Origin of the sequence: Pseudoduganella sp., assembly GCF_041914865.1 — a bacterium.
GTDB lineage: Bacteria > Pseudomonadota > Gammaproteobacteria > Burkholderiales > Burkholderiaceae_D > Rugamonas.
Map to the genome: position 1 here is coordinate 14,768 of NZ_JAYSCO010000041.1, position 19,052 is coordinate 33,819.

A 19,052-nucleotide genomic window follows, 5' to 3' on the forward strand; every position below is an offset into this window, starting at 1 on the left:
ATGAGCAACACCGAACACGCAACACCCGCCGAACGCGCCGCCTGGCTGACGGCGGAGCTGAACCGCCACCTGCACGCCTACCACGTGCTGGACGCGCCCACCATCCCGGACGCGGAGTACGACAAACTGTTCCTGGAGCTGCAAGCCATCGAGGCCGCGCACCCGGAACTGCGAGCCCCCGATTCGCCGACCCTGCGCGTCGGCGCGCCGCCGCTGGACGAATTCGCCACGGTGACCCACGCGGTACCGATGCTGTCGCTGAACAACGGCTTTAACGACGAGGATATCGAGAACTTCGACCGCCGCGTACGCGAAGGGCTGGATGCGGTGGAAGTCGAGTATTCGACCGAAGTGAAGTACGACGGCCTGGCCATCAGCCTCCGCTACGAGAACGGCGTCTTCGTGCAGGCCGCCACGCGCGGCGACGGCTACACCGGCGAGGACGTCACCGCCAATATCCGCACCATCAAAGCCATCCCGCTGCGCCTGAAGACCGACGCGCCGCCGCCGGTGCTGGAAGTGCGCGGCGAGGTACTGATGTTCAAGGCCGATTTCGAGGCCCTCAATGCGCGCCAGCGCGAGCTGGGGCTGAAAGAATTCGTCAACCCGCGCAACGCCGCCGCCGGCGCCTTGCGCCAGCATGATTCGCGCATCACGGCGCAGCGCAAGCTGAGTTTCTACGCCTACGGCGTCGGCGAATTGACCGGCGCCGAGCTGCCGGCCACCCACAGCGCCTTGCTTGACTGGTATGCGCAGCTTGGCCTGCCGGTGAGCGCCGAGCGCGACGTGGTGCGCGGCAAAGACGGCCTGACCGGCTACTACGAGCGCATTGGCAAGGCGCGTCCGGCGCTGCCGTACGAAATCGACGGCGTGGTGTACAAGACCAACCGCTTTGCGGACCAGCGCGCGCTGGGCTTTGTCTCGCGCGCGCCGCGCTTCGCGCTGGCTCATAAATTCCCGGCCGAGGAGGCGCTGACCACGGTGCAGGCCATCGAGGTGCAGGTCGGCCGTACCGGCGCCATCACCCCGGTGGCGCGTCTGGTGCCGGTATTCGTGGGCGGGGTGACCGTGACCAATGCGACGCTGCACAACGAAGACGAAGTGCGGCGCAAGGACGTGCGCGTGGGCGACACCGTGATTGTGCGGCGTGCCGGCGACGTCATCCCGGAAGTGCTGGCGGTGGTGCTGGAAAAACGCCCAACGCCGGAGCCGCTGATGTGGGCGCTGCCGGCGCAATGCCCGGTGTGCGGCTCGCATGTGGTGCGCGAAGAAGGCGAGGCGGTGGCGCGCTGTTCGGGCGGCCTGTTCTGCTCGGCCCAGCGCAAGGAGGCGATCCGCCACTTCTGCGGCCGCCGCATGATGGATATCGAAGGCCTGGGCGACCGCTACATCGACAACCTGGTGGAGTGCAACCTGGTGCACGGCGTGGCCGACCTGTACCGCCTGACGTTGGACGACCTGCTGAAGATGAAGCGCATGGCCGACGAGCGCGACGGCACGACGCCGGACACCGTGGCCCAGGGCAAGGTGCCGACCAAGTGGGCCGAGAACCTGCTGGAAGCCATCGCGGCCGCCAAGAACCCGCCGCTGGAGCGCCTGCTGTTCGCGCTCGGCATCCGCCATGTGGGCGAGTCGACCGCCAAGACCCTGGCCGACTGGCTGGGCCGCCTGGACCTGGTGCGGCGTGCCCCGGTGGCGCTGCTGCGCGTGCTGCCCGATATCGGCGGCATCGTGGCCGAATCGATTGCCGACTTCTTCTCCGAAGCGCGCAACCAGGAAGCGCTGGATGCGCTGCTGGCGGCCGGCGTGGCGCCGAAAGGCGAGCATGCGCCGAAAGCCGCGCTGCGCGAGAAGCTGGAGCCGGTGGCTCTGCTGGCCGCGCTGGGCATCCCGAAACTGACCGAACCGCGCGCGCGCCAGCTGGCCGAGCAGGTCGACCAGGTGAGCCCGGGCGCCACGCTGCTGGCGCTGGCCCATCTGCAGGTGTTCAATGTGTTCGGCCTGCCGGCTGCCGTGGCCGAAGCGCTCGACGCGTGGATGCGCGTGCCGGGCAACCGCGAGGCCCTGGTGGCGTTGCACGAGCTGCGCGAAGAACTGCTGGCGCAGCTGCCGGAAGCGGCCGAAGCGGAAGGCGCCATGACCGGCAAGACCTTCGTCCTGACCGGCACCTTGCCCACCATGAGCCGCGACCAGGCGCAAGCCATGATCGAACAGGCCGGCGGCAAGGTCTCCGGATCGGTATCGAAGAAAACTTCGTATGTGGTGGCGGGGGCGGAGGCGGGCAGCAAGCTGGCCAAAGCCGAGGAGCTGGGCATCACCATCCTTGATGAAGCGGGCTTGCTCGCGCTGCTGGGAGGCTAAGCATGGCCGTGCGTGAGATCCTGAAGATGGGCGACCCGCGCCTGCTGCGCGTGGCGGAGCCGGTGCGCGAGTTCAATACCAAAGAGCTGCACGCGCTGATCGTCGACATGTTCGACACCATGCATGCCGCCAATGGCGCCGGCCTGGCCGCGCCACAGATTGGGGTCAACCTGCAGCTGGTGATTTACGGCTTCAAGTCCAACCCGCGCTACCCCGATGCGCCGCAGGTGCCGGAAACGGTGCTGATCAACCCCGTGCTGACGCCGATTGGGGAGCAGATGGAGGAGGCCTTCGAAGGCTGCCTGTCGGTGCCGGGCCTGCGCGGCAGCGTGCCGCGCTACACGCGCCTGCACTACGAGGGCTACGACCAGTTCGGCGCGCGCATCGTGCGCGACGCGGAAGGCTTCCATGCACGCGTGGTGCAGCACGAGGTGGACCACCTGCTCGGCATCCTGTATCCGGCGCGCATCCGCGACTTCAGCAAATTTGGATTTACCTCGGTGATGTTCCCGGAGCTTGACCCGAACGACGATGATTGAGGTAATATTCCGGCAAGTTTGTTTCCTTATCATTAAATCGGATCCCCCCTCCAGATGAGCAACCAGTCGCATAACAACCCGCTTGAATTCAGTGTCCGGGGCATCGCCCTCGGCATCCTTATCACGCTGGTTTTCACTGCCGCGCAGGTGTACCTGGGCCTGAAAGTCGGCCTCACCTTCGCCACCTCGATTCCTGCCGCCGTGATCTCCATGGCTTTGCTGAGCGCCTTCAAGGACGCCACCATCCAGGAAAACAATATCGTCCAGACCATCGCTTCCGCCGCCGGCACGCTGGCGTCGGTGATCTTCGTGCTGCCTGGTCTGCTGATGATCGGCTGGTGGGCCGAGATCCCGTTCTGGCCAACCTTCGGCGCCTGCGCCGTGGGCGGCGTGCTGGGCGTGATGTACACCATGCCGCTGCGCCGCGCACTGGTGGCGCAATCGAACCTGCCATACCCGGAAGGCGTGGCGGCCGCGGAGGTGCTGAAAGTCGGCACCCAGTCGCGCTCCGGCGCGCGCGAAGGTAAAGCCGGCCTGTGGGCGGTGATCTGGGGCGCGGTGGCGTCCGCCGTTTTCGCCTTCCTGGGCGCGGCCAAGCTGGTGGCGGCTGAACTGGCGCACTTCGTCAAATTCGGCAATGGCGCGACCGGCCTGGGCGCATCGAGCTCGCTGGCCCTGGTCGGCGCCGGCCACCTGATGGGCATCACCGTCGGCATCGCCATGCTGGTCGGCCTGATCATCGCCTGGGGCGTGCTGGTGCCGCTGCTGACCGCTGCCAGCCCGGCTGCTGCCGGCGTGTCGTTCGCCGACCACGCCATCGCGGTCTGGCGCAGCGACGTGCGCATGATGGGCGCGGGCACCATCGGCGTCGCCGCCATCGTCACCCTGGCCACCCTGGCCAAGCCGGTGGTCGGCGGCCTGAAGTCGGCGATGGAAGCATCGCGCCGCGCCAAGCAAGGCGGCGCCGACGTGCCGCGCGAAGACAAGGACCTGCCGATTTTCTATGTCGGCCTGGTCACCATCCTCTCCATGGTGCCAGCCGGCTGGCTGCTGGCATCGTTCCTGTCGGGCGGCCCGCTGGCGTCCATCTCGACCCCGCTGGTGGTGGTCGGCATCGGCTACATCCTGGTGGCCGGCATGCTGGCGGCCGCGGTGTGCGGCTATATGGCGGGCCTGATCGGCTCCTCCAACTCGCCCGTTTCCGGCCTGGCGATCCTGACCATCCTGGGTGCGGCCACGTCGGTCGGCTGGGTTGGCCGTGAAGTGATGGGCCCCGACACCGCGCAGGCGCTGATCGCCTTCGCCCTGTTCGTCACCACCGTGGTGCTGGCGGTTGCCGTGATCGGCAACGACAATCTGCAGGACCTGAAGACTGGCCAGCTGGTTGGCGCCACCCCATGGAAGCAGCAGATCGCGCTGATTATCGGCGTGTTCGCTGGTTCCTGCGTGGTGCCGCCGGTGCTGGAGCTGCTGAACCACGCCAACGGCTTTGCCGGTGCGCCGAACGCCAATGCGATTTCCGACCAGCCGCTGGCGGCGCCGCAGGCGACCCTGATCTCGACCCTGGCCAAGGGCGTGATCGGCGGCGACCTGCCATGGCACCTGGTGGGCTACGGCGCCCTGATCGGCCTGGGCCTGGTGGCGATCGATTTTGCGCTGAAAACGTTCAGCAACAAGAAGTACAGCCTGCCGCCGCTGGGCGTGGGCCTGGCGATCTACCTGCCGTCGTCGGTGACGTCGCCGGTGGTGGTGGGCGCCGTTGCCGGCTACTTCTTCGAGAAGGCCATGCGCCGCAAGAAGCATGGCGAGGCTGCGTCCCGCCTGGGCGTGCTGGTGATGTCCGGCTTTATCGTCGGCGAAAGCCTGTTCAACGTGGCGCTGGCCGGCCTGATCGTGCTGACCAATAAGGGCGAGCCGCTGGCCATCGCCAACAGCATGTCGGAAGCGACCGGCATGCTGGTTGCCATTGCAGTTGCCGCTGCTGTCATCGTGGGACTGTATCGCTGGTCCGCCAACTCGGCGCGTGCAATCGAGGCCTGATGGGCCTGGGAGAAATCCTCGACAGCGCCGGCCAGGCTTTCACCCTGGTCGGCGCGGCACCCTGGTCCCTGCTGGCGGGCGTGCTGGTTTACTTTATCGTTGCAGAAGGGCTGATGCTGGTTCCCCGCATCGGCTTCCTCCTCAAATTCTGCGTGGCGGCTTTGCTGGCGCCGCAAATGCTGGCCATGTTCCGTGTCGCCGCGCAAGGCGACACGCCATCGCTGCGCATCCTGGCCGGCTTCATCCACCTTCCATTGCCTTCCATGCTGGTGCTGTGCGGCACAGCGCTGCTGCCGTTCTTCATCGGCCTGTGCTACTTTGGCGTGATGGGGCGCGCCGATGGCCTGCGCTTCTTCTTTGGCAATGTGCTGCGGCAGAAGGCGCCCGAGGCGCGGCACTTCCTGGCGTTCAAGGTCATCATGACGGTGGCCAGCCTGCCATTCACTTATGTGGCGCCGGCCATGGTGTTGCGGGGCTATAGTGGCGGCAACGCGCTGGAGCACGGCCTCCAAGCGGCGCTGCGGCACTGGCCTTCGCTGCTCGCCTTGCTGGCCGTGGCGATGGCGTTTGAAGCGCTGGTGGCGCTGCTGCCGCGCCGCTTGTCCGCGCTGTTGGCGGCTCCGCTGGTGGCGGGCTTCCTGTTGTTCCTGTTTGCTTTCACTTACGCGCTTTCCGTGCGCGCTTTTGGAGTGTGACCATGACGCTATCGAGGATGGGGCAGGGTACCTGGAATATGGGCGAGCGGGCGGCCGACAAGGCTGCCGAGGTGCGCGCCCTGCAACTGGGGATGGACCTGGGCATGACGGTGATCGACACGGCGGAAATGTATGCCGACGGCGGGGCCGAGCAGGTGGTCGGCGAAGCCATTGCCGGGCGCCGCAGCGAAGCCTACCTGGTCAGCAAGGTGCTGCCGCAGAATGCCTCGCGCAAAGGCGTGGTGGCCGCCTGCGAAAGGAGCCTGAAGCGCATGCAGGTCGAGCATATCGACCTGTACCTGCTGCACTGGCGCGGCAGCGTGCCGCTGGCGGAGACGCTGGAGGGCCTGGCGGCGTTGAAGAAGGCGGGCAAGATCCACGAGTACGGCGTCAGCAATTTTGACCTGGCCGACCTGAAGGAAGCCAGTGCGCTGCTTGGCGGCGACGCGATCGAGGCCAACCAGGTGTTGTACAACCTGCGCCGGCGCGGCGTCGAATGGGACGTGCTGCCATGGTGCGAGGAGCGCGGCATCCTGCTGATGGCTTATTCGCCGCTGGAGTCGGACCGGGAGGAGCAGGCGCGCCTGCTGGCCGAGCCGGCGCTGCGGGCGGTGGCGGCGCGGCACCAGGCCACGCCGGCCCAGATCGCGCTGGCCTGGCTGCTGCGGCGCGACGGCGTGATGCCCATCCCCAAGGCCGTCAGCGAGGCGCACGTGCGCGCCAACGCAGCGGCCATGACGCTCCGCCTCGACCAGGAAGACCTGGCCGTGCTGGACCGTTCCTTCGCGCCGCCGCGCCGCGCCACCCCGCTCGACATGCTGTGAAGCGGGGCCGGCGCACGGGTCAATAGCGGTAGCTGGCGTACAACGCCGCCGTCGGCGACGTGCTGCGCAGCGTGAGCGGGCTGCGCGCGGCATCGCGCACCAGGGTGCTCGAACCGAGCATGCCGGTCACGCTCCAGCGCTCGTCCACCCGGTGTTCCCAGGCGATGTTCAGTACCGCCTCGTACAGGCCGGCCTGCGGGGTGAACTGCTTGCGCTTGGCGCGCTGCGCCTGCAGGGCGGTGACGCCATGGTAGGTCTGCATATATTTTCTGTCGGCGAAGCTGGCGCCCAGCGAGATGGCGATCTTGTCGCTGTCGTCCTGGTGCAGTATGCCTGTGACCACCAGTCCGGCGTTCTTGCCGTTCTGGCGCTGCGACAGCGGCAGCGAAAGCGAGGCGCCGAGCACCAGGCCGGGTGTGATGCTGTAGCCGGCGCGCAGGTTGGCGGTGGCGCTGGCCTTGATGTCGCCCATGCCGCGCAGTTCGGTGCTGCCCCGGTTGCCTGCGAAACCGCTTTCATTCTTTTCCTTGCGTTCGCCGCGCACGCCAAGCGCGGCGTCCAACGACACCGGGCCGAGCGCCGTGCCGAAGCCCAGGCCGCGCATGGTGCTGGCATAGAAGCCGTTCGCCATCTGGTAATCAATGGCGATGATAGGGGCCGCCTGCATTTCCTTCGAACCGGCGTAGCGCGGCGCCGCAGCCAGGCCGCCGCCGAGCGTGAGGGTGTTTTCCTGGGCCTGGACGCTGGCTGCTGCTGCCAGGATGGCGAATAGTGCGTATGTTTTCATGACTTTTTTTGTGAAGTAAGTGATGGAGCCGGCAGTCTCGCAGCGCAGCATGAAGATTGGATAAAGGGCGTCTTCACCATTCCTTCAGGTAGGCATGCTTAAATAGCGGCCATGAAGATCCTGCTGATTGAAGACGATATGGACCTGGGCAACGGCATCCGCATTGCGCTGGCCGACCAGGGCATGGATGTGACCTGGGTGCGCCAGCTGGGCGAGGCGCAGCGCCAGGTGGGGCAGCGCGGCTTCGACCTGCTTCTGCTGGACCTGGGCCTGCCCGATGGCGATGGCATGTCCCTGCTGGCTGCGCTGCGCCGTGAGCGCGAAGGCGTGCCGATCCTGATCCTGAGCGCGCGCGACGCGCTGGCGGACCGCCTGCAGGGCCTGGATACCGGCGCGGACGACTACCTGGTCAAGCCATTCGAGCTGGCGGAGCTGCTGTCGCGCGTGCGCGCGCTGGCCCGGCGCAGCTACGGTTTCGACGGCGAGACGCTGGAACTGCGCGGCATCGTGCTGCATGCGCCGACACGCCGCGTCACCGTGCACGGGCGCGCCACCGACCTGACGGCCAGCGAGTACGAGCTGCTGCGCATGCTGATGATGCGTGCCGACCGCGTGGTGCCGCGGCGCGCGCTGGAAGAGCAGGCATTGCCCGGCGCCCAGGCCAACGCCAGCAATTCGCTGGACGTGCACATGGCCAACCTGCGCCGCAAACTGGGCGAGGGGCTGGTGCGCACGGTACGCGGCGTGGGCTATGTCATCGACCAGCGCGAGGGCGGCCGATGAGCGGAATCGCCTGGCGAAAACAGATCGGGGGCAGCCTGATGGCGCGCCTGATGCTGGCGCAGATGTTCGTGCTCTGTCTTTTGTGGCTGCTGCTCATGGCCTTTGTGGTGTACGACGCCAGCAAGGACAAGGTCACCCTGCAGCAGCAGGAACTTTACGATGCCGCCTTCGCGGTGGCGGAGGGCCTGCAAGCCGAGCCGGACAAGCTGGTGCGGGCCATGCACGCCATGGAGGAGGCCTTGCGCCGCATTGGCGGCGCAGGCGTCGGGGACGGCGCGGAAGGCAAGGCGTTCCCGGGTCCGGGCATGGTCGTCGCAGGCCGGGACGGCATCCTGTACCGCTCACGCCTGGTGCCGGATCAATTGCCGGTGGCGGTGCCGGGGGGGGGTGTCCAGTTCGAAAGCGGCGGCAAGCAATGGCGCGCGCGTACCGTGCAGGCGCCGCGTTCCGGCCTGCTGGTCACGGTTGTGATGCCGGCGGACGGTGTCAACATCTTCCTGACCATGGCCTCGCACGGCGTCCTGGTGACGCCCCTGATTATCAGCCTGCCGTTCCTGATCCTGCCCGCCTGGTTCAGCATCCGCGTGGCGCAGGGGCCATGGCGCGACGCCATGGCGGAACTGGCTACGCGCGGCCCGCGCGACCTGAGCCCGCTGCCGGTGGAAGGCCGGCCCCGCGAGCTGGCCGGCATGTTCACGCGCATCAACGCGCTGCTGGCGCGCGTCAGCGACAGCGCCCAGCGCGAGCGCGCCTTCATCGCCGATGCGGCGCATGAGCTGCGCACGCCGCTGGCCGCCATGCGCGTGAATGTGGAAGCGCTGCAGCGGCAAACCAGCGAGGCGCGCCAGCAGCAGCTGCTGGATGGCATCGTGAGCGGCAATGCGCGCGCCACGCGCCTGGTGAGCCAGTTGCTGCGCCTGATGCGCAGCGATGCCACCAGCGGTGAGCAGACGGAACGCATCTGCTTCGACGCGCTGGTGCAGGAACGCATGGCGGCGTTGTCCGGCATCGCCGACGCGCGCGCGGTGGAGCTGGAGATGAGCGGCGATAGCGGCCTGCTGGTGGACGGCCGCCGGGAAAGCCTGGTCTCGCTGGTGGACAACCTGCTCGATAACGCCATCAAGTACAGCCCCGCAGGCGGCAAGGTGCTGGCCGACGTGCGCGGCGAAGACGGCGCTGCGGTGCTGCGCATTTCCGACCAGGGGCCGGGCATTGCACCGGAGCTGCGCGAACGCGTGTTCGATCGCTTCTTCCGCGACCCGCGCCAGGCGCAGGGCGGCAGCGGCCTGGGGCTGGCGATTGCGCGGGCGGTGGTGGAGCAGCACGGCGGCAGCATCGGACTCGATGCCGCCGGCAGCTTGGGACTGTGCGTGACGGTGCGCCTGCCTAGCGTTGCAGGCGCGAGGCGCTGAGGCGCTCCAGGATGCGGTGCAGTTCTTCCTGCATCGGCTGGGACAGGTTGCTGAACTTGCAGCCGATCTGCACCTGTTCGCCCAGCAGGAAGGAACGGAAGTGGCGCGACAAACGGATTTCCAGGTCACAGATCAGCACCGAGCCCGGTCCCATTTCCAGCCTGACGCGCTGCAGCTTGCGGCCCACATGCAGGCCGACCGCGTCGCGCGGCGAGCAGCGCATGCCGACGCCGCCGACGGCGAAGTCGTACAGCTGCATCTCATATGGCTTGCCGTTCAGGACAAAGGACGCGGTGTGGTAGGTGCCAAGCGGGGTTTCCAGGCGCGGCGCGGCGCGGCGGTTCAGCACCTGGCAGCGCTCCGGGAACTGGGCCGGGACCAGGGTTGGCTGTTCCGGCAGCGCATTCCAGTGCGGGTCGCTCAGCTTGAACTGGAACTTGGCGTTGCGCAGCCAGGCAACGAAGGTGCACTCGCCGGGCGGCAGGGTGGCGCCTTCATTCAACTGGATCACGAAATGCGGCAGTTCGGGGTCGACCGACAGGAAGCGCGCCAGGATCACCTCGGCACTGTCACGGTGGTAAATCGAAATGGCGTCGCCCGCTTCGGCGAGCGTACTCAGCGCATCGCCAATCTCATCAGGATCGACAATATCGTGAGGGTGTGACCCCGCGGCGATTGGCTCCACAGCGTCTTGCGGACGTGGTGGACCTTTGCGGAAGTCGGATGGCATTGGATCGTTCACAGCTTAATGTTCTCGTTTTTTGGGAGAAGACGCCAGCTACTTTACAGTGTTCCGGCGCCTTTCGCTTGCTAAACGGCAATCAATGCTGCTTTTGTGTTGCATCGATGCCGATTCAGAAGCGCTCATCCGGGCCAAGGTAGCGCCATTGCCCTTCAGGCAAGTTTCCAAGTTTGACACGGCCAATGCGCACGCGCTTCAAGCCTACCACGCGCAGGCCGACCATTTCGCACATGCGGCGGATCTGGCGTTTCTTGCCTTCACGCAAGGTAAAGCTGAGCTGGTCATCGTTCTGCCAGCGCACTTTGGCGGGCAGCAGCGGCTTGCCATCCATCCACAGGCCATGGTTCAGCTTTTGCAGGTCGCTGTCCGGCAGCCGGCCGGGACGCGTGTATTCGACGCGCACCAGGTATTCCTTGTCGACGTTGGTGTGCTCGCCGATCAGCTGCTTGGCGATGCGGCCATCCTGGGTCAGCACCAGCAGGCCGACCGAATCGATATCCAGGCGCCCGGCCGGTACCAGGCTGCGCAGCTGGTTGCGGTCGAAGCGCTCCGGCGAGCGGTCCTCGGCCCAGCGGTTTTCCGGCTTGATCAGGACTACGGCCGGCTGGTAGCCGTCTTCGGCCTGGCCGGAGACGTAGCCGACCGGTTTGTTGATCAGGATCGTGACGCGGCGCGCCTGTTCGGCGGCTGCCTGGCGCTCCACGGTGACTTTCTGGCTCGGGTAGACTTTGGTGCCCAGTTCGGACACCACCTTGCCGTCCACCCGCACCCAGCCCTTGGCGATCCATTCATCGGCCTCGCGGCGGGAGCACAGGCCCAGTTCGGACATGCGCTTGGACAGGCGTAACAGTTCTTCAGACATCAGATTTTCAGTGCTTCAAGTAAGTCGGTTTCCAGCTGCAGCTGGGTACGGGCATTGGCCAGGGCCGGGCCGTCGACGATGAACACGTCTTCCACGCGTTCGCCGAGGGTCATCACCTTGGCCGTATGCAGGTTGATCTTATAGTTGGTCAGGACCTTGGCGATCGAATACAGCAGGCCGGTGCGGTCGTTGGCCGCCACCGACAGCAGGTAGTACTGGCCGCGTTCGTCCGGGCGCAGGTCCACCGTCGGCTGGATCGGGAAGGTGCGCGACAGGCGCGACAGGCGGCCCTTGCTGGGCGCCTGCAGCGGCCCCTGCGTGATCAGCAGCTCGCACAGCTCATGCTCGATCAGGTTGATGATGTCGCGGTAGCTCTTGGCGAAGTTCTGCTCGGTGACCAGGAAGGTGTCGAGCGCGTAGCCGTGCTTCGTCGTGTGGATCTTCGCATCGAGGATGCTGAAGTTCTTGCGGTCGAAGTAGGAGCAGATGCGGGCGAACAGGTCGGGCTGGTCCTTGATATAGACCGCCACCTGCAAGCCTTCGCCGATCGGCGCCAGGCGCACTTTTACCACCGGCTGCTCGCTGTCCAGGCGGTCCCACAGGGCGCGCGTCTGCCAGGCGATATCGCTGGCGTCGTGGCGCAGGAAGTAGGCCAGGTCGAGCTGCTTCCACAGCGCTTCGTGCGCGTCGGGCGGCAGGCCGTACAGGCGCAGCGTGGCCAGCGCTTCCTGCTGGCGGTTCTTCAGTTCGCGGTCGGCGCTGTGCGGTTCGCCGCCCAGCACGCGCAGGGTCATCTTGTACAGGTCTTCCAGCAGCTTGCCTTTCCAGGCGTTCCAGACCTTCGGGCTGGTGCCGCGGATGTCGGCCACCGTCAGCAGGTACAGGCCGGTCAGGTGGCGCTCGTCGCCGACGGTCTTGGCGAAGGCCTGGATCACGTCCGGGTCGGACATGTCCTGCTTCTGCGCCACGTGCGACATGGTCAGGTGGTGCTCCACCAGGAAGGCCACCAGTTCGATGTCCTCCGCGCCCATGCCGTGCTCCTGGCCGAACTGGATCACGTCGGCCACGCCCAGCTTGGAGTGGTCGCCGCCGCGGCCCTTGGCAATGTCGTGGAACAGCGCCGCCACGTACAGCAGCCAGTGCTGCGGGTAGTTCGCCATCAGTTGCGAGCAGAACGGGTATTCGTGCGCGTGCTCGGTCATGGTGAAGCGGCGCATATTGCGCAGCACCATCATGATGTGCTGGTCCACGGTGTAGACGTGGAACAGGTCGTGCTGCATCTGGCCGGTGATTTTGCGGAAGCTCGGCAGGTAGCGGCCCAGGATGGACAGCTCGTTCATGCGGCGCAGGTTATGGATGATGCCCTGCGGCGCCTGCAGGATGCGCAGGAAGTAGGCCTTGTTGACCGGGTCGGCGCGGAAATCGGCGTCGATCTTGAAGCGCTCGTGCCACAGCGCGCGCATGGTGCGCGCCGTCATGCCCTTTAGCGCCGGGCGCTCGCACAGCAGCACGAAGATCTCCATGATGGCCGACGGCGTCTTCTCGAACGTGTCGTCGTCGTTCATGTCGATCAGGCCGTTCACTTCGCTGAAGCGCTCGTTGATACGCACCTTTTCCTCGTTGTGCGGGAACAGGTAGGCTTCGATGTTCTGCAGCAGGATGGTGTTCAGCTGCACCACGGCCTTGGCGGCCCAGTAGTAGCGCTGCATCAGGTATTCGCTGGCGCGGCGCATGTGCACGCCGCTGCCGGTGGCTTTCAGGCCCAGGGTTTCCGCCACGGCGGTCTGCACGTCGAACACCAGGCGGTCTTCGCGCCGGCCGGCCACCAGGTGCAGGCGCACGCGGATATCCTTGAAGGCGCGTTCCTTCTCCATCAGCTGGCGCGCCTCGGTCTGGGTGATCAGGCCGCGCACGGCCAGGGTGCGCCAGGAGTTGGCCAGGCCGGCGGCCTTGGCCATCCACAGGATCACGTGCAGGTCGCGCAGGCCGCCCGGGCTTTCCTTGACGTTCGGCTCCAGGCTGAAGGGCGTGTCCTCGTACTTGGCGTGGCGCTGGCGCATTTCGATGGTTTTCGCCTCGAAGAAGGCGCGCGGGTCCATCGCCTTGTTGTACGCGTCCTGCATCTGCGCGAACAGCACCATATTGCCGGTGATGATGCGCGCCTCCAGCAGGCTGGTTTGCACCGTGATGTCGGCTTTCGACTCGGCCAGGCATTCCTCGATGGTGCGGATGCTGTGGCCCACGTCCAGGCCCAGGTCCCACAGCAGCTGGACGAATTCCTCCAGGCGGCCGCGCGTGGCGTCGTCCGGCGCTTCGTGCAGCAGGATCAGGACATCGACATCGGAATAGGGGAACAGTTCACCGCGCCCGTAGCCGCCCACCGCCACCAGGGCCGCCTGCGGCGGCAGGCGGCTGGCGGCCCAGGCCTGGGTCAGCACGTCGTCGACGCTGCCGCGCAGGTTGCGCAGCAGCTTCTCCGGCATGCCGTCTTCGTGGAAGTTGGCGATCAGGCGCTGGCGGTCCGTTTTCAGGCGCGCCTTCAGCTGTTCGCGCAGGTCCTTCTTCATCGCGGCGTGGGGCATGCGTGCTCAGGCCTTCGCTTAAGCTGCTGCTTTTTCGGTGACAAAGGCCGGTGGTTGCGGGCTGCCGGCGGACAGGGTCAGCACCTCGTAGCCGGTTTCGGTCACGAGGATGGTGTGCTCCCACTGGGCCGACAGGCTGCGGTCCTTGGTCTTGATGGTCCAGCCGTCCGGCATTTCCTTGATCTCGCGGCGGCCGGCATTGATCATCGGTTCGATGGTGAAGATCATGCCTGCTTCCAGCACGGGACCGGTACCCGGCTTGCCGTAGTGCAGGATTTGCGGTTCTTCGTGGAAGACCTTGCCGATGCCGTGGCCGCAGAATTCGCGCACCACGCTGTAGCCGGCTTTCTCGGCATGCACCTGGATGGCGTGGCCAATATCGCCCAGGGTGGCGCCCGGTTTGACTTGTTCGATGCCGAGCCACATGCATTCGTAGGTGATGTCCGACAGGCGCTTGGCCAGGATCGACGGTTTGCCGATCAGGAACATGCGGCTGTTGTCGCCGTGGTAGCCATCCTTGATGACGGTGATGTCGAGGTTGACCACGTCGCCATCTTTCAGCACTTTCTCATTCGGGATGCCGTGGCAGATCACGTCGTTGACCGAGGTGCAGATGGCCTTGGGGTAGGGCGTGTAGCCCGGCGGGCAGTAGTTGAGCGGGGCCGGGATGGTGCCCTGCACATTGGTCATGTACTCGTGGCACAGGCGGTCCAGCTCGGCGGTGGTGACGCCGGCCTTGACGAAGGGGGTGATGTAGTCGAGTACTTCCGAGCCGAGGCGGCCGGCAACGCGCATGCCTTCGATGTCCTCGGGGGTTTTGATATTGATAGTCATGGATTCTTGCTGGGTTGTCTAGGTCGCGCACGGGGCGCGTTATCAACGAGATTATAAACGACAGCCCCCTCCAGCGCGCCTGTGCCGATTTCGACTGTTGCCAAGGTGAAATCAGAACAGGCGTCGCGCACGTGTAACAGTTGATATTTGATTGTCATATAAGCAAAGTAGCATCGCGCAACCTTCAACTCAACCGTGAGGCAAGCCGATGTCTACCAGCCGCCGCAAATTCCTGGGCATGGCCACTGCTGGCGCCGCCAGTACCCTGTTCCCGGACCTGATCCGCCAAGCGCTGGCAGTGCCGGCCTATAACGCCACCGGCACGCTGGCCGATGTGCAGCATGTTGTCATCTTCATGCAGGAGAACCGGGCCTTCGACCATTACTTCGGCACGCTGGCCGGGGTGCGCGGTTTCAACGACCCGCGCGCGATCACGCTGCCGAGCGGGAAACCGGTCTGGTACCAGCCGGACAACGCCGGCGGCTATGTACTGCCGTTCCATTTCGACGCCAGGAACACCAGTGCACTCTCGCTCGGCACCAACCATAGCTGGAAAGGGTCGCAAAGCACCTGGCAGGCCTGGGATGCCTGGGTCAGGCAGAAGACGCCGCAGTCCATGGGCTATTTCGACCGCGGCGACCTGCCGTTCTATTACGCGCTGGCGGATGCCTTCACCATCTGCGACGACTACCACTGCTCGATCTTCGGCGCCACCGACCCGAACCGCATGTATTCGCTGACCGGCACCAACCAGAACTGGCTGGGCTCAATGGGCAGCTTGTACAACATCGACAGCGCCGGCTATTACAACAATGATCCCAAGTACGACAACATCACGCCGTCGGTAACGGCCGGCGCGCCGAACTGGCGCACCTATGCCGAAGTGCTGGAAGCGAACGGCATCAGGTGGAAGGTCTACCAGGAATGGGACAACTACGGCGACAACTACCTGGCCTACTTCCGCAATTTCCGGGTGAATGCGGACGGGACGCGGCTGGCGCAATCCAGCCCCCTGTACCAGAAGGGCCGCGCCATCGCCGCCGGCTCGACCGAGGCCAACGCGCGCGGCACCAAGGGCGACTGGCTGGTCAACGCTTTCGCCGAGGATGTGCGCAATAACCGCCTGCCGCGCGTATCGTGGATCTGCGCGCCGAACGACTACACCGAGCATTCGCCGAACTCGCCCAATGCCGGGGAAAACCTGACCGCGCGGCTGCTGGCCGCGCTGGTGGCCAATCCGGAAGTGTGGTCGAAGACCGTCTTCCTGCTTACCTACGACGAGAACGACGGCTTCTTCGACCACATTCCGTCGCACCTGGCGCCGCTTAATCCGGGCATGGGACGCGCCACCATGGCCGATGTCGGGCAATACGAAAACTACAACGGCATTCCGGTCGGCCTCGGCCCGCGCGTGCCGATGCTGGTGATCTCGCCCTGGAGCAAAGGCGGGCGGGTCTGCTCGCAGCTGTTCGACCATACGTCCAAACTGCGTTTCCTGGAGGAGTGGCTGGCGGCGCTGGGGGCGCCGCGCAGCGCCGTCCGCTGCGAGCACATCTCGCCATGGCGGCGCGCCGTCTGCGGCGACCTGACCTCGGCCTTCGACTTCAAGTCGCCTAACAGCTCCTGGCCGGCCACGGTGCCGAAGACAACCAGCTACCAGCTGGTGTCCGGCAAACCCTATCCGCAGCCGCCCGCCATCCAGTCCCTGCCGGTGCAGGAACCGGGCAGCCCGCGCTATTCCTGCGCCTTGCCGTATGCGCTGGGCAGCACGGCGCGCATCAACAGCAACAAGCAGCTCGAACTGTCCTTCTTCAACCAGGGCGCGGCGGGTGCCGCCTTTATCGTCTATTCGCGCGTGCGCAGCGACGGACCCTGGTACTACACCGTGGAGGCCGGCAAGCGGATCGAGCGCGAAACATGGAACTGGAACGTAGCAAACTACCATCTGGCAGTGACCGGTCCGAACGGCTTCCTGCGCGAGTACGCGGGTGCGCTGGCCGCGGCCACGGCGAACGGCGCGGCACGGCCGGAGGCGTGGCTGAACTATGTGCCGGCAGCCGGCGCGGTGGACCTCGTGCTGTCCAACGCCGAAGGCGCGCAGGCGGCGACATTCCGCGTGAGCGACAACGCCTATGGGCGCCCGGCCAGCAGCTACACGGTGGCGGCGGGACAGCAGGCCGTGGTGCGCGTGGCCGTTGGCGCCAGCTTTGGCTGGTACGACCTGTCCGTGACCTGCGACGCCGACAGCCAGTACCTGCGCCGCCTGGCCGGCCGCCTGGAGAACGGGCTGCCCAGCCGAACCGACCCGGTGCTGGGCCGCAGCGGCGCAGCCGGCCGTGCTGCCATTTCCGTCTCGCCGGCGACCGTGGCACGTGGCGCACCGATCAGCGTGAACTACTCGGTACCAGTGCCGCAGGCCGGCAGTAAAAACTGGATCGGCATCTACCGCAGCGGCAGCACGCCCGGTTCAAGCAATTCGGTGCAATGGCAGTACGTCAGCGCGGCCAGCGGCACCGCCACCTTCGCCACCAGCGGTTTTGCGGCGGGCAGTTATGCCGCCTGGCTGCTGTTTAACGACGGTTACACCGCACTCGCCGGTCCGGTCGCCTTCAATGTGACCTGACCCGGCAGGTTCCACCTGCAGCAAACCTCACAATAACCAATAACCCGGAGAGAAAAATGCGATTGAAAGTTACAACTGCGGCAGCACTGCTATTAACCAGCCTGTTCGCGCAGGCCGGCATTCCCTACAAGGACAGCGTCTACGAGTTCAAGCAGCCGAACGGCGAAAAGCTGCGCGTGCACCTGGACGGCAACGATTACTACGCCGAGCAGCGCACCGACGACGGCTCGCTGGTGGTCTATGACGCGGCCAAGAAGGGGCTCTGCTACGCCGAGGTGAACGCGGCCGGCGACGACCTGGTGTCGACCGGTGTGCTGGCGTCCAACACCCAGAAGCGCAGTTTCGCCACGGCGGACGCGAAGCAGAAGGGCCTGAGCCACGAAGCGCGCGCCCGCAAGGCGAAGGAGAAATTCGAGCAGATGCAGGGCCGCTCGCTCGAGACCGCCCAGAAAGCCGCCAAGGCCGCCGCCAGCGCGCCGCAGCCGCTGGCCGCCATCACGGGGCAGGTGAAGGGCTTAACGGTGATTATCGATTTCCCCGATGTGCCGGGCACCATCACCCAGGCGCAGGTGAACTCCTTCCTGAACGACATGCCGTACACCGGTTTTGGCAATGCGCAGTCGGTGCGCGGCTACTTCCACTCGGTTTCGGGCGGCAAGCTGGATTACACCAATACGACCACGGTGTACTACCGTGCCAAGAACAGGAAGTCCTACTATGCCGACAGCAGCCTGAGTTCTTCGGTGCGCTCGCAGGAGCTGATCCGCGAAGCGCTGGCGTGGCTGGAAAACACCCAGGGCTTCAACTTCTCGACCCTGAGCGTGGACGCCAACAAGCGCATTCGCGGCCTTAACTTCTTTTATGCTGGCGGCGCCGACAGCGCCTGGTCGAAGGGCCTGTGGCCGCATATGGGCTGGCTGAGCAACCAGTTCTGCGCCGACGGCGTCTGCACGGGCTACTACCAGATCACCAATATGGGCAGCACCCTCAGCATCGGCACCTTCTCCCACGAGACCGGGCACCTGGTCATGGGCTGGCCCGACCTGTACGATTACGACGGCAGTTCCGAAGGCTCGGCCGCCAGTTATTGCATCATGGGTTACGGGAGCATCGGTGCGCAGAGCCAGTACCGCCCGGTCCAGCCGAATGGCTTCTTCCGCTACCTGGCGGGCTGGGATACGGTCACGGAGCTGAATCCGGCATTGAACGCCAGCGCGCCCAAGGGGCGCCTAAGCCACACATCGGGCTCGCATGCGTTGTACCGCTGGACCAACCCGGCCAAGCCGGACGAGGCGTTCTATGTGGAGGCCATCCACAAATCGAACCAGAACCTGCACCAGCCGGGGTCCGGCCTGGCGGTATGGCACGTCGACCCGGCGGGCAACAATTCGGATGAATGGCATCCGTACGTGCAGCTGGAGCACGCCGACGGCCGGCGCGATCCGGAATACCGCGTCAACCGCGGCGACGCCACCGACTTGTACGACGGCGCCATCTACAAGGCCTTCTACGATACGGTGCCGAACAACTACGCCAGCCGCGGCACCAACTCGCGCTGGTGGAGTGGCAGCGGCTCGAACTTCGGCCTGGCCAACATCAGCGCCGCCGCGCCGACCATTTCGTTCGACGTGGTGAAGGGCGATGGCAGCAGCGGCGGCGAGGTGTATACCGGCTACCTGTCGGGCGCCAACGCGTCGGCTATCCACCCGTCGCCTTACTTCTACTACAACGGCGGTACCATCAAGGCCAACCTGAGCGGCCCTGCGAATGCCGACTTTGAGCTGAAGCTGGAGAAGTGGAATGGCAGTGCGTGGGTGCAGGTGGCGTCGTCCACCAGCCCGACCTCGTCCGAGGCGATCAGCTACAGCGCTGCTGTGGCCTACTACCGGCTGACGGTGTACTCGTACAGCGGGGCCGGCAACTACACGCTCACGGTAAGCAAGTAATAAATATGGCCGGGCTGCGGTT

14 protein-coding genes are annotated in these 19,052 nt (G+C 65.8%); 9 read left to right on the forward strand and 5 right to left on the reverse strand.

The features are described from left to right. The 5 genes from ligA to ACE3TQ_RS18135 are packed head-to-tail and all read left to right on the forward strand — an operon-like array spanning position 1 to position 6,459. Complete coding sequence (gene ligA, locus ACE3TQ_RS18115) at positions 1–2,361, forward strand: NAD-dependent DNA ligase LigA (RefSeq protein ID WP_374583688.1); 2,361 nt, start codon at positions 1–3, stop codon at positions 2,359–2,361. Between the two features lie 2 nt (positions 2,362–2,363). Beyond that, the gene (gene def / locus ACE3TQ_RS18120; protein WP_374583689.1) at positions 2,364–2,900 is read left to right on the forward strand and encodes a peptide deformylase; all 537 of its coding nucleotides are present in this window, start codon (positions 2,364–2,366) and stop codon (positions 2,898–2,900) included. A gap of 54 nt (positions 2,901–2,954) precedes the next feature. Further along, positions 2,955–4,940, forward strand: a complete 1,986-nt coding sequence (locus tag ACE3TQ_RS18125) for an OPT family oligopeptide transporter (protein ID WP_374583690.1) — start codon at positions 2,955–2,957, stop codon at positions 4,938–4,940. Beyond that, on the forward strand, positions 4,940–5,635 hold the full coding sequence (locus tag ACE3TQ_RS18130; protein WP_374583691.1) for a hypothetical protein: 696 nt from the start codon (positions 4,940–4,942) through the stop codon (positions 5,633–5,635). The genes ACE3TQ_RS18125 and ACE3TQ_RS18130 overlap by 1 nt, the downstream gene beginning before the upstream one ends. A 2-nt stretch (positions 5,636–5,637) precedes the next feature. Then, entirely contained in the window at positions 5,638–6,459 is an 822-nt protein-coding gene (locus ACE3TQ_RS18135; RefSeq protein WP_374583692.1) for an aldo/keto reductase, read from the forward strand. Positions 6,460–6,478: 19 nt separating this feature from the next. Here the strand turns inward: ACE3TQ_RS18135 and ACE3TQ_RS18140 are convergent, their stop codons facing one another. Next, on the reverse strand, positions 6,479–7,246 hold the full coding sequence (locus ACE3TQ_RS18140; protein ID WP_374583693.1) for a MipA/OmpV family protein: 768 nt from the start codon (positions 7,244–7,246) through the stop codon (positions 6,479–6,481). Positions 7,247–7,357: 111 nt separating this feature from the next. Here ACE3TQ_RS18140 and ACE3TQ_RS18145 point away from each other — a divergent pair, with 111 nt between their 5' ends. Beyond that, positions 7,358–8,029 (forward strand): response regulator, encoded by a 672-nt coding sequence (locus ACE3TQ_RS18145; protein ID WP_374583694.1) that lies wholly within the window; start codon positions 7,358–7,360, stop codon positions 8,027–8,029. Further along, a complete protein-coding gene (locus ACE3TQ_RS18150; protein ID WP_374583695.1) occupies positions 8,026–9,441 on the forward strand; it encodes a sensor histidine kinase in 1,416 nt (471 codons plus the stop codon). The genes ACE3TQ_RS18145 and ACE3TQ_RS18150 overlap by 4 nt, the downstream gene beginning before the upstream one ends. Here ACE3TQ_RS18150 and ACE3TQ_RS18155 read toward each other — a convergent pair. From ACE3TQ_RS18155 to map, 4 genes are all read right to left on the reverse strand, one after another. Next, positions 9,416–10,126: a flagellar brake protein gene (locus tag ACE3TQ_RS18155; protein WP_374583696.1), complete on the reverse strand. Its 711-nt coding sequence runs from the start codon at positions 10,124–10,126 to the stop codon at positions 9,416–9,418. The two genes, ACE3TQ_RS18150 and ACE3TQ_RS18155, sit on opposite strands and share 26 nt — an antisense overlap. A gap of 169 nt (positions 10,127–10,295) precedes the next feature. Beyond that, complete coding sequence (locus ACE3TQ_RS18160) at positions 10,296–11,045, reverse strand: pseudouridine synthase (RefSeq protein WP_374583697.1); 750 nt, start codon at positions 11,043–11,045, stop codon at positions 10,296–10,298. Then, complete coding sequence (locus tag ACE3TQ_RS18165) at positions 11,045–13,627, reverse strand: [protein-PII] uridylyltransferase (protein ID WP_374583698.1); 2,583 nt, start codon at positions 13,625–13,627, stop codon at positions 11,045–11,047. The genes ACE3TQ_RS18160 and ACE3TQ_RS18165 overlap by 1 nt, the downstream gene beginning before the upstream one ends. An 18-nt stretch (positions 13,628–13,645) precedes the next feature. Beyond that, the gene (gene map, locus ACE3TQ_RS18170) at positions 13,646–14,461 is read right to left on the reverse strand and encodes a type I methionyl aminopeptidase (protein ID WP_374583699.1); all 816 of its coding nucleotides are present in this window, start codon (positions 14,459–14,461) and stop codon (positions 13,646–13,648) included. Positions 14,462–14,669: 208 nt separating this feature from the next. On the opposite strand from map, the gene ACE3TQ_RS18175 reads away from it, so the two are divergent. Beyond that, entirely contained in the window at positions 14,670–17,084 is a 2,415-nt protein-coding gene (locus ACE3TQ_RS18175) for a phosphocholine-specific phospholipase C (protein WP_374583700.1), read from the forward strand. Between the two features lie 56 nt (positions 17,085–17,140). After that, a complete protein-coding gene (locus ACE3TQ_RS18180) occupies positions 17,141–19,030 on the forward strand; it encodes a M6 family metalloprotease domain-containing protein (protein WP_374583701.1) in 1,890 nt (629 codons plus the stop codon). Positions 19,031–19,052 lie beyond the last annotated feature (22 nt).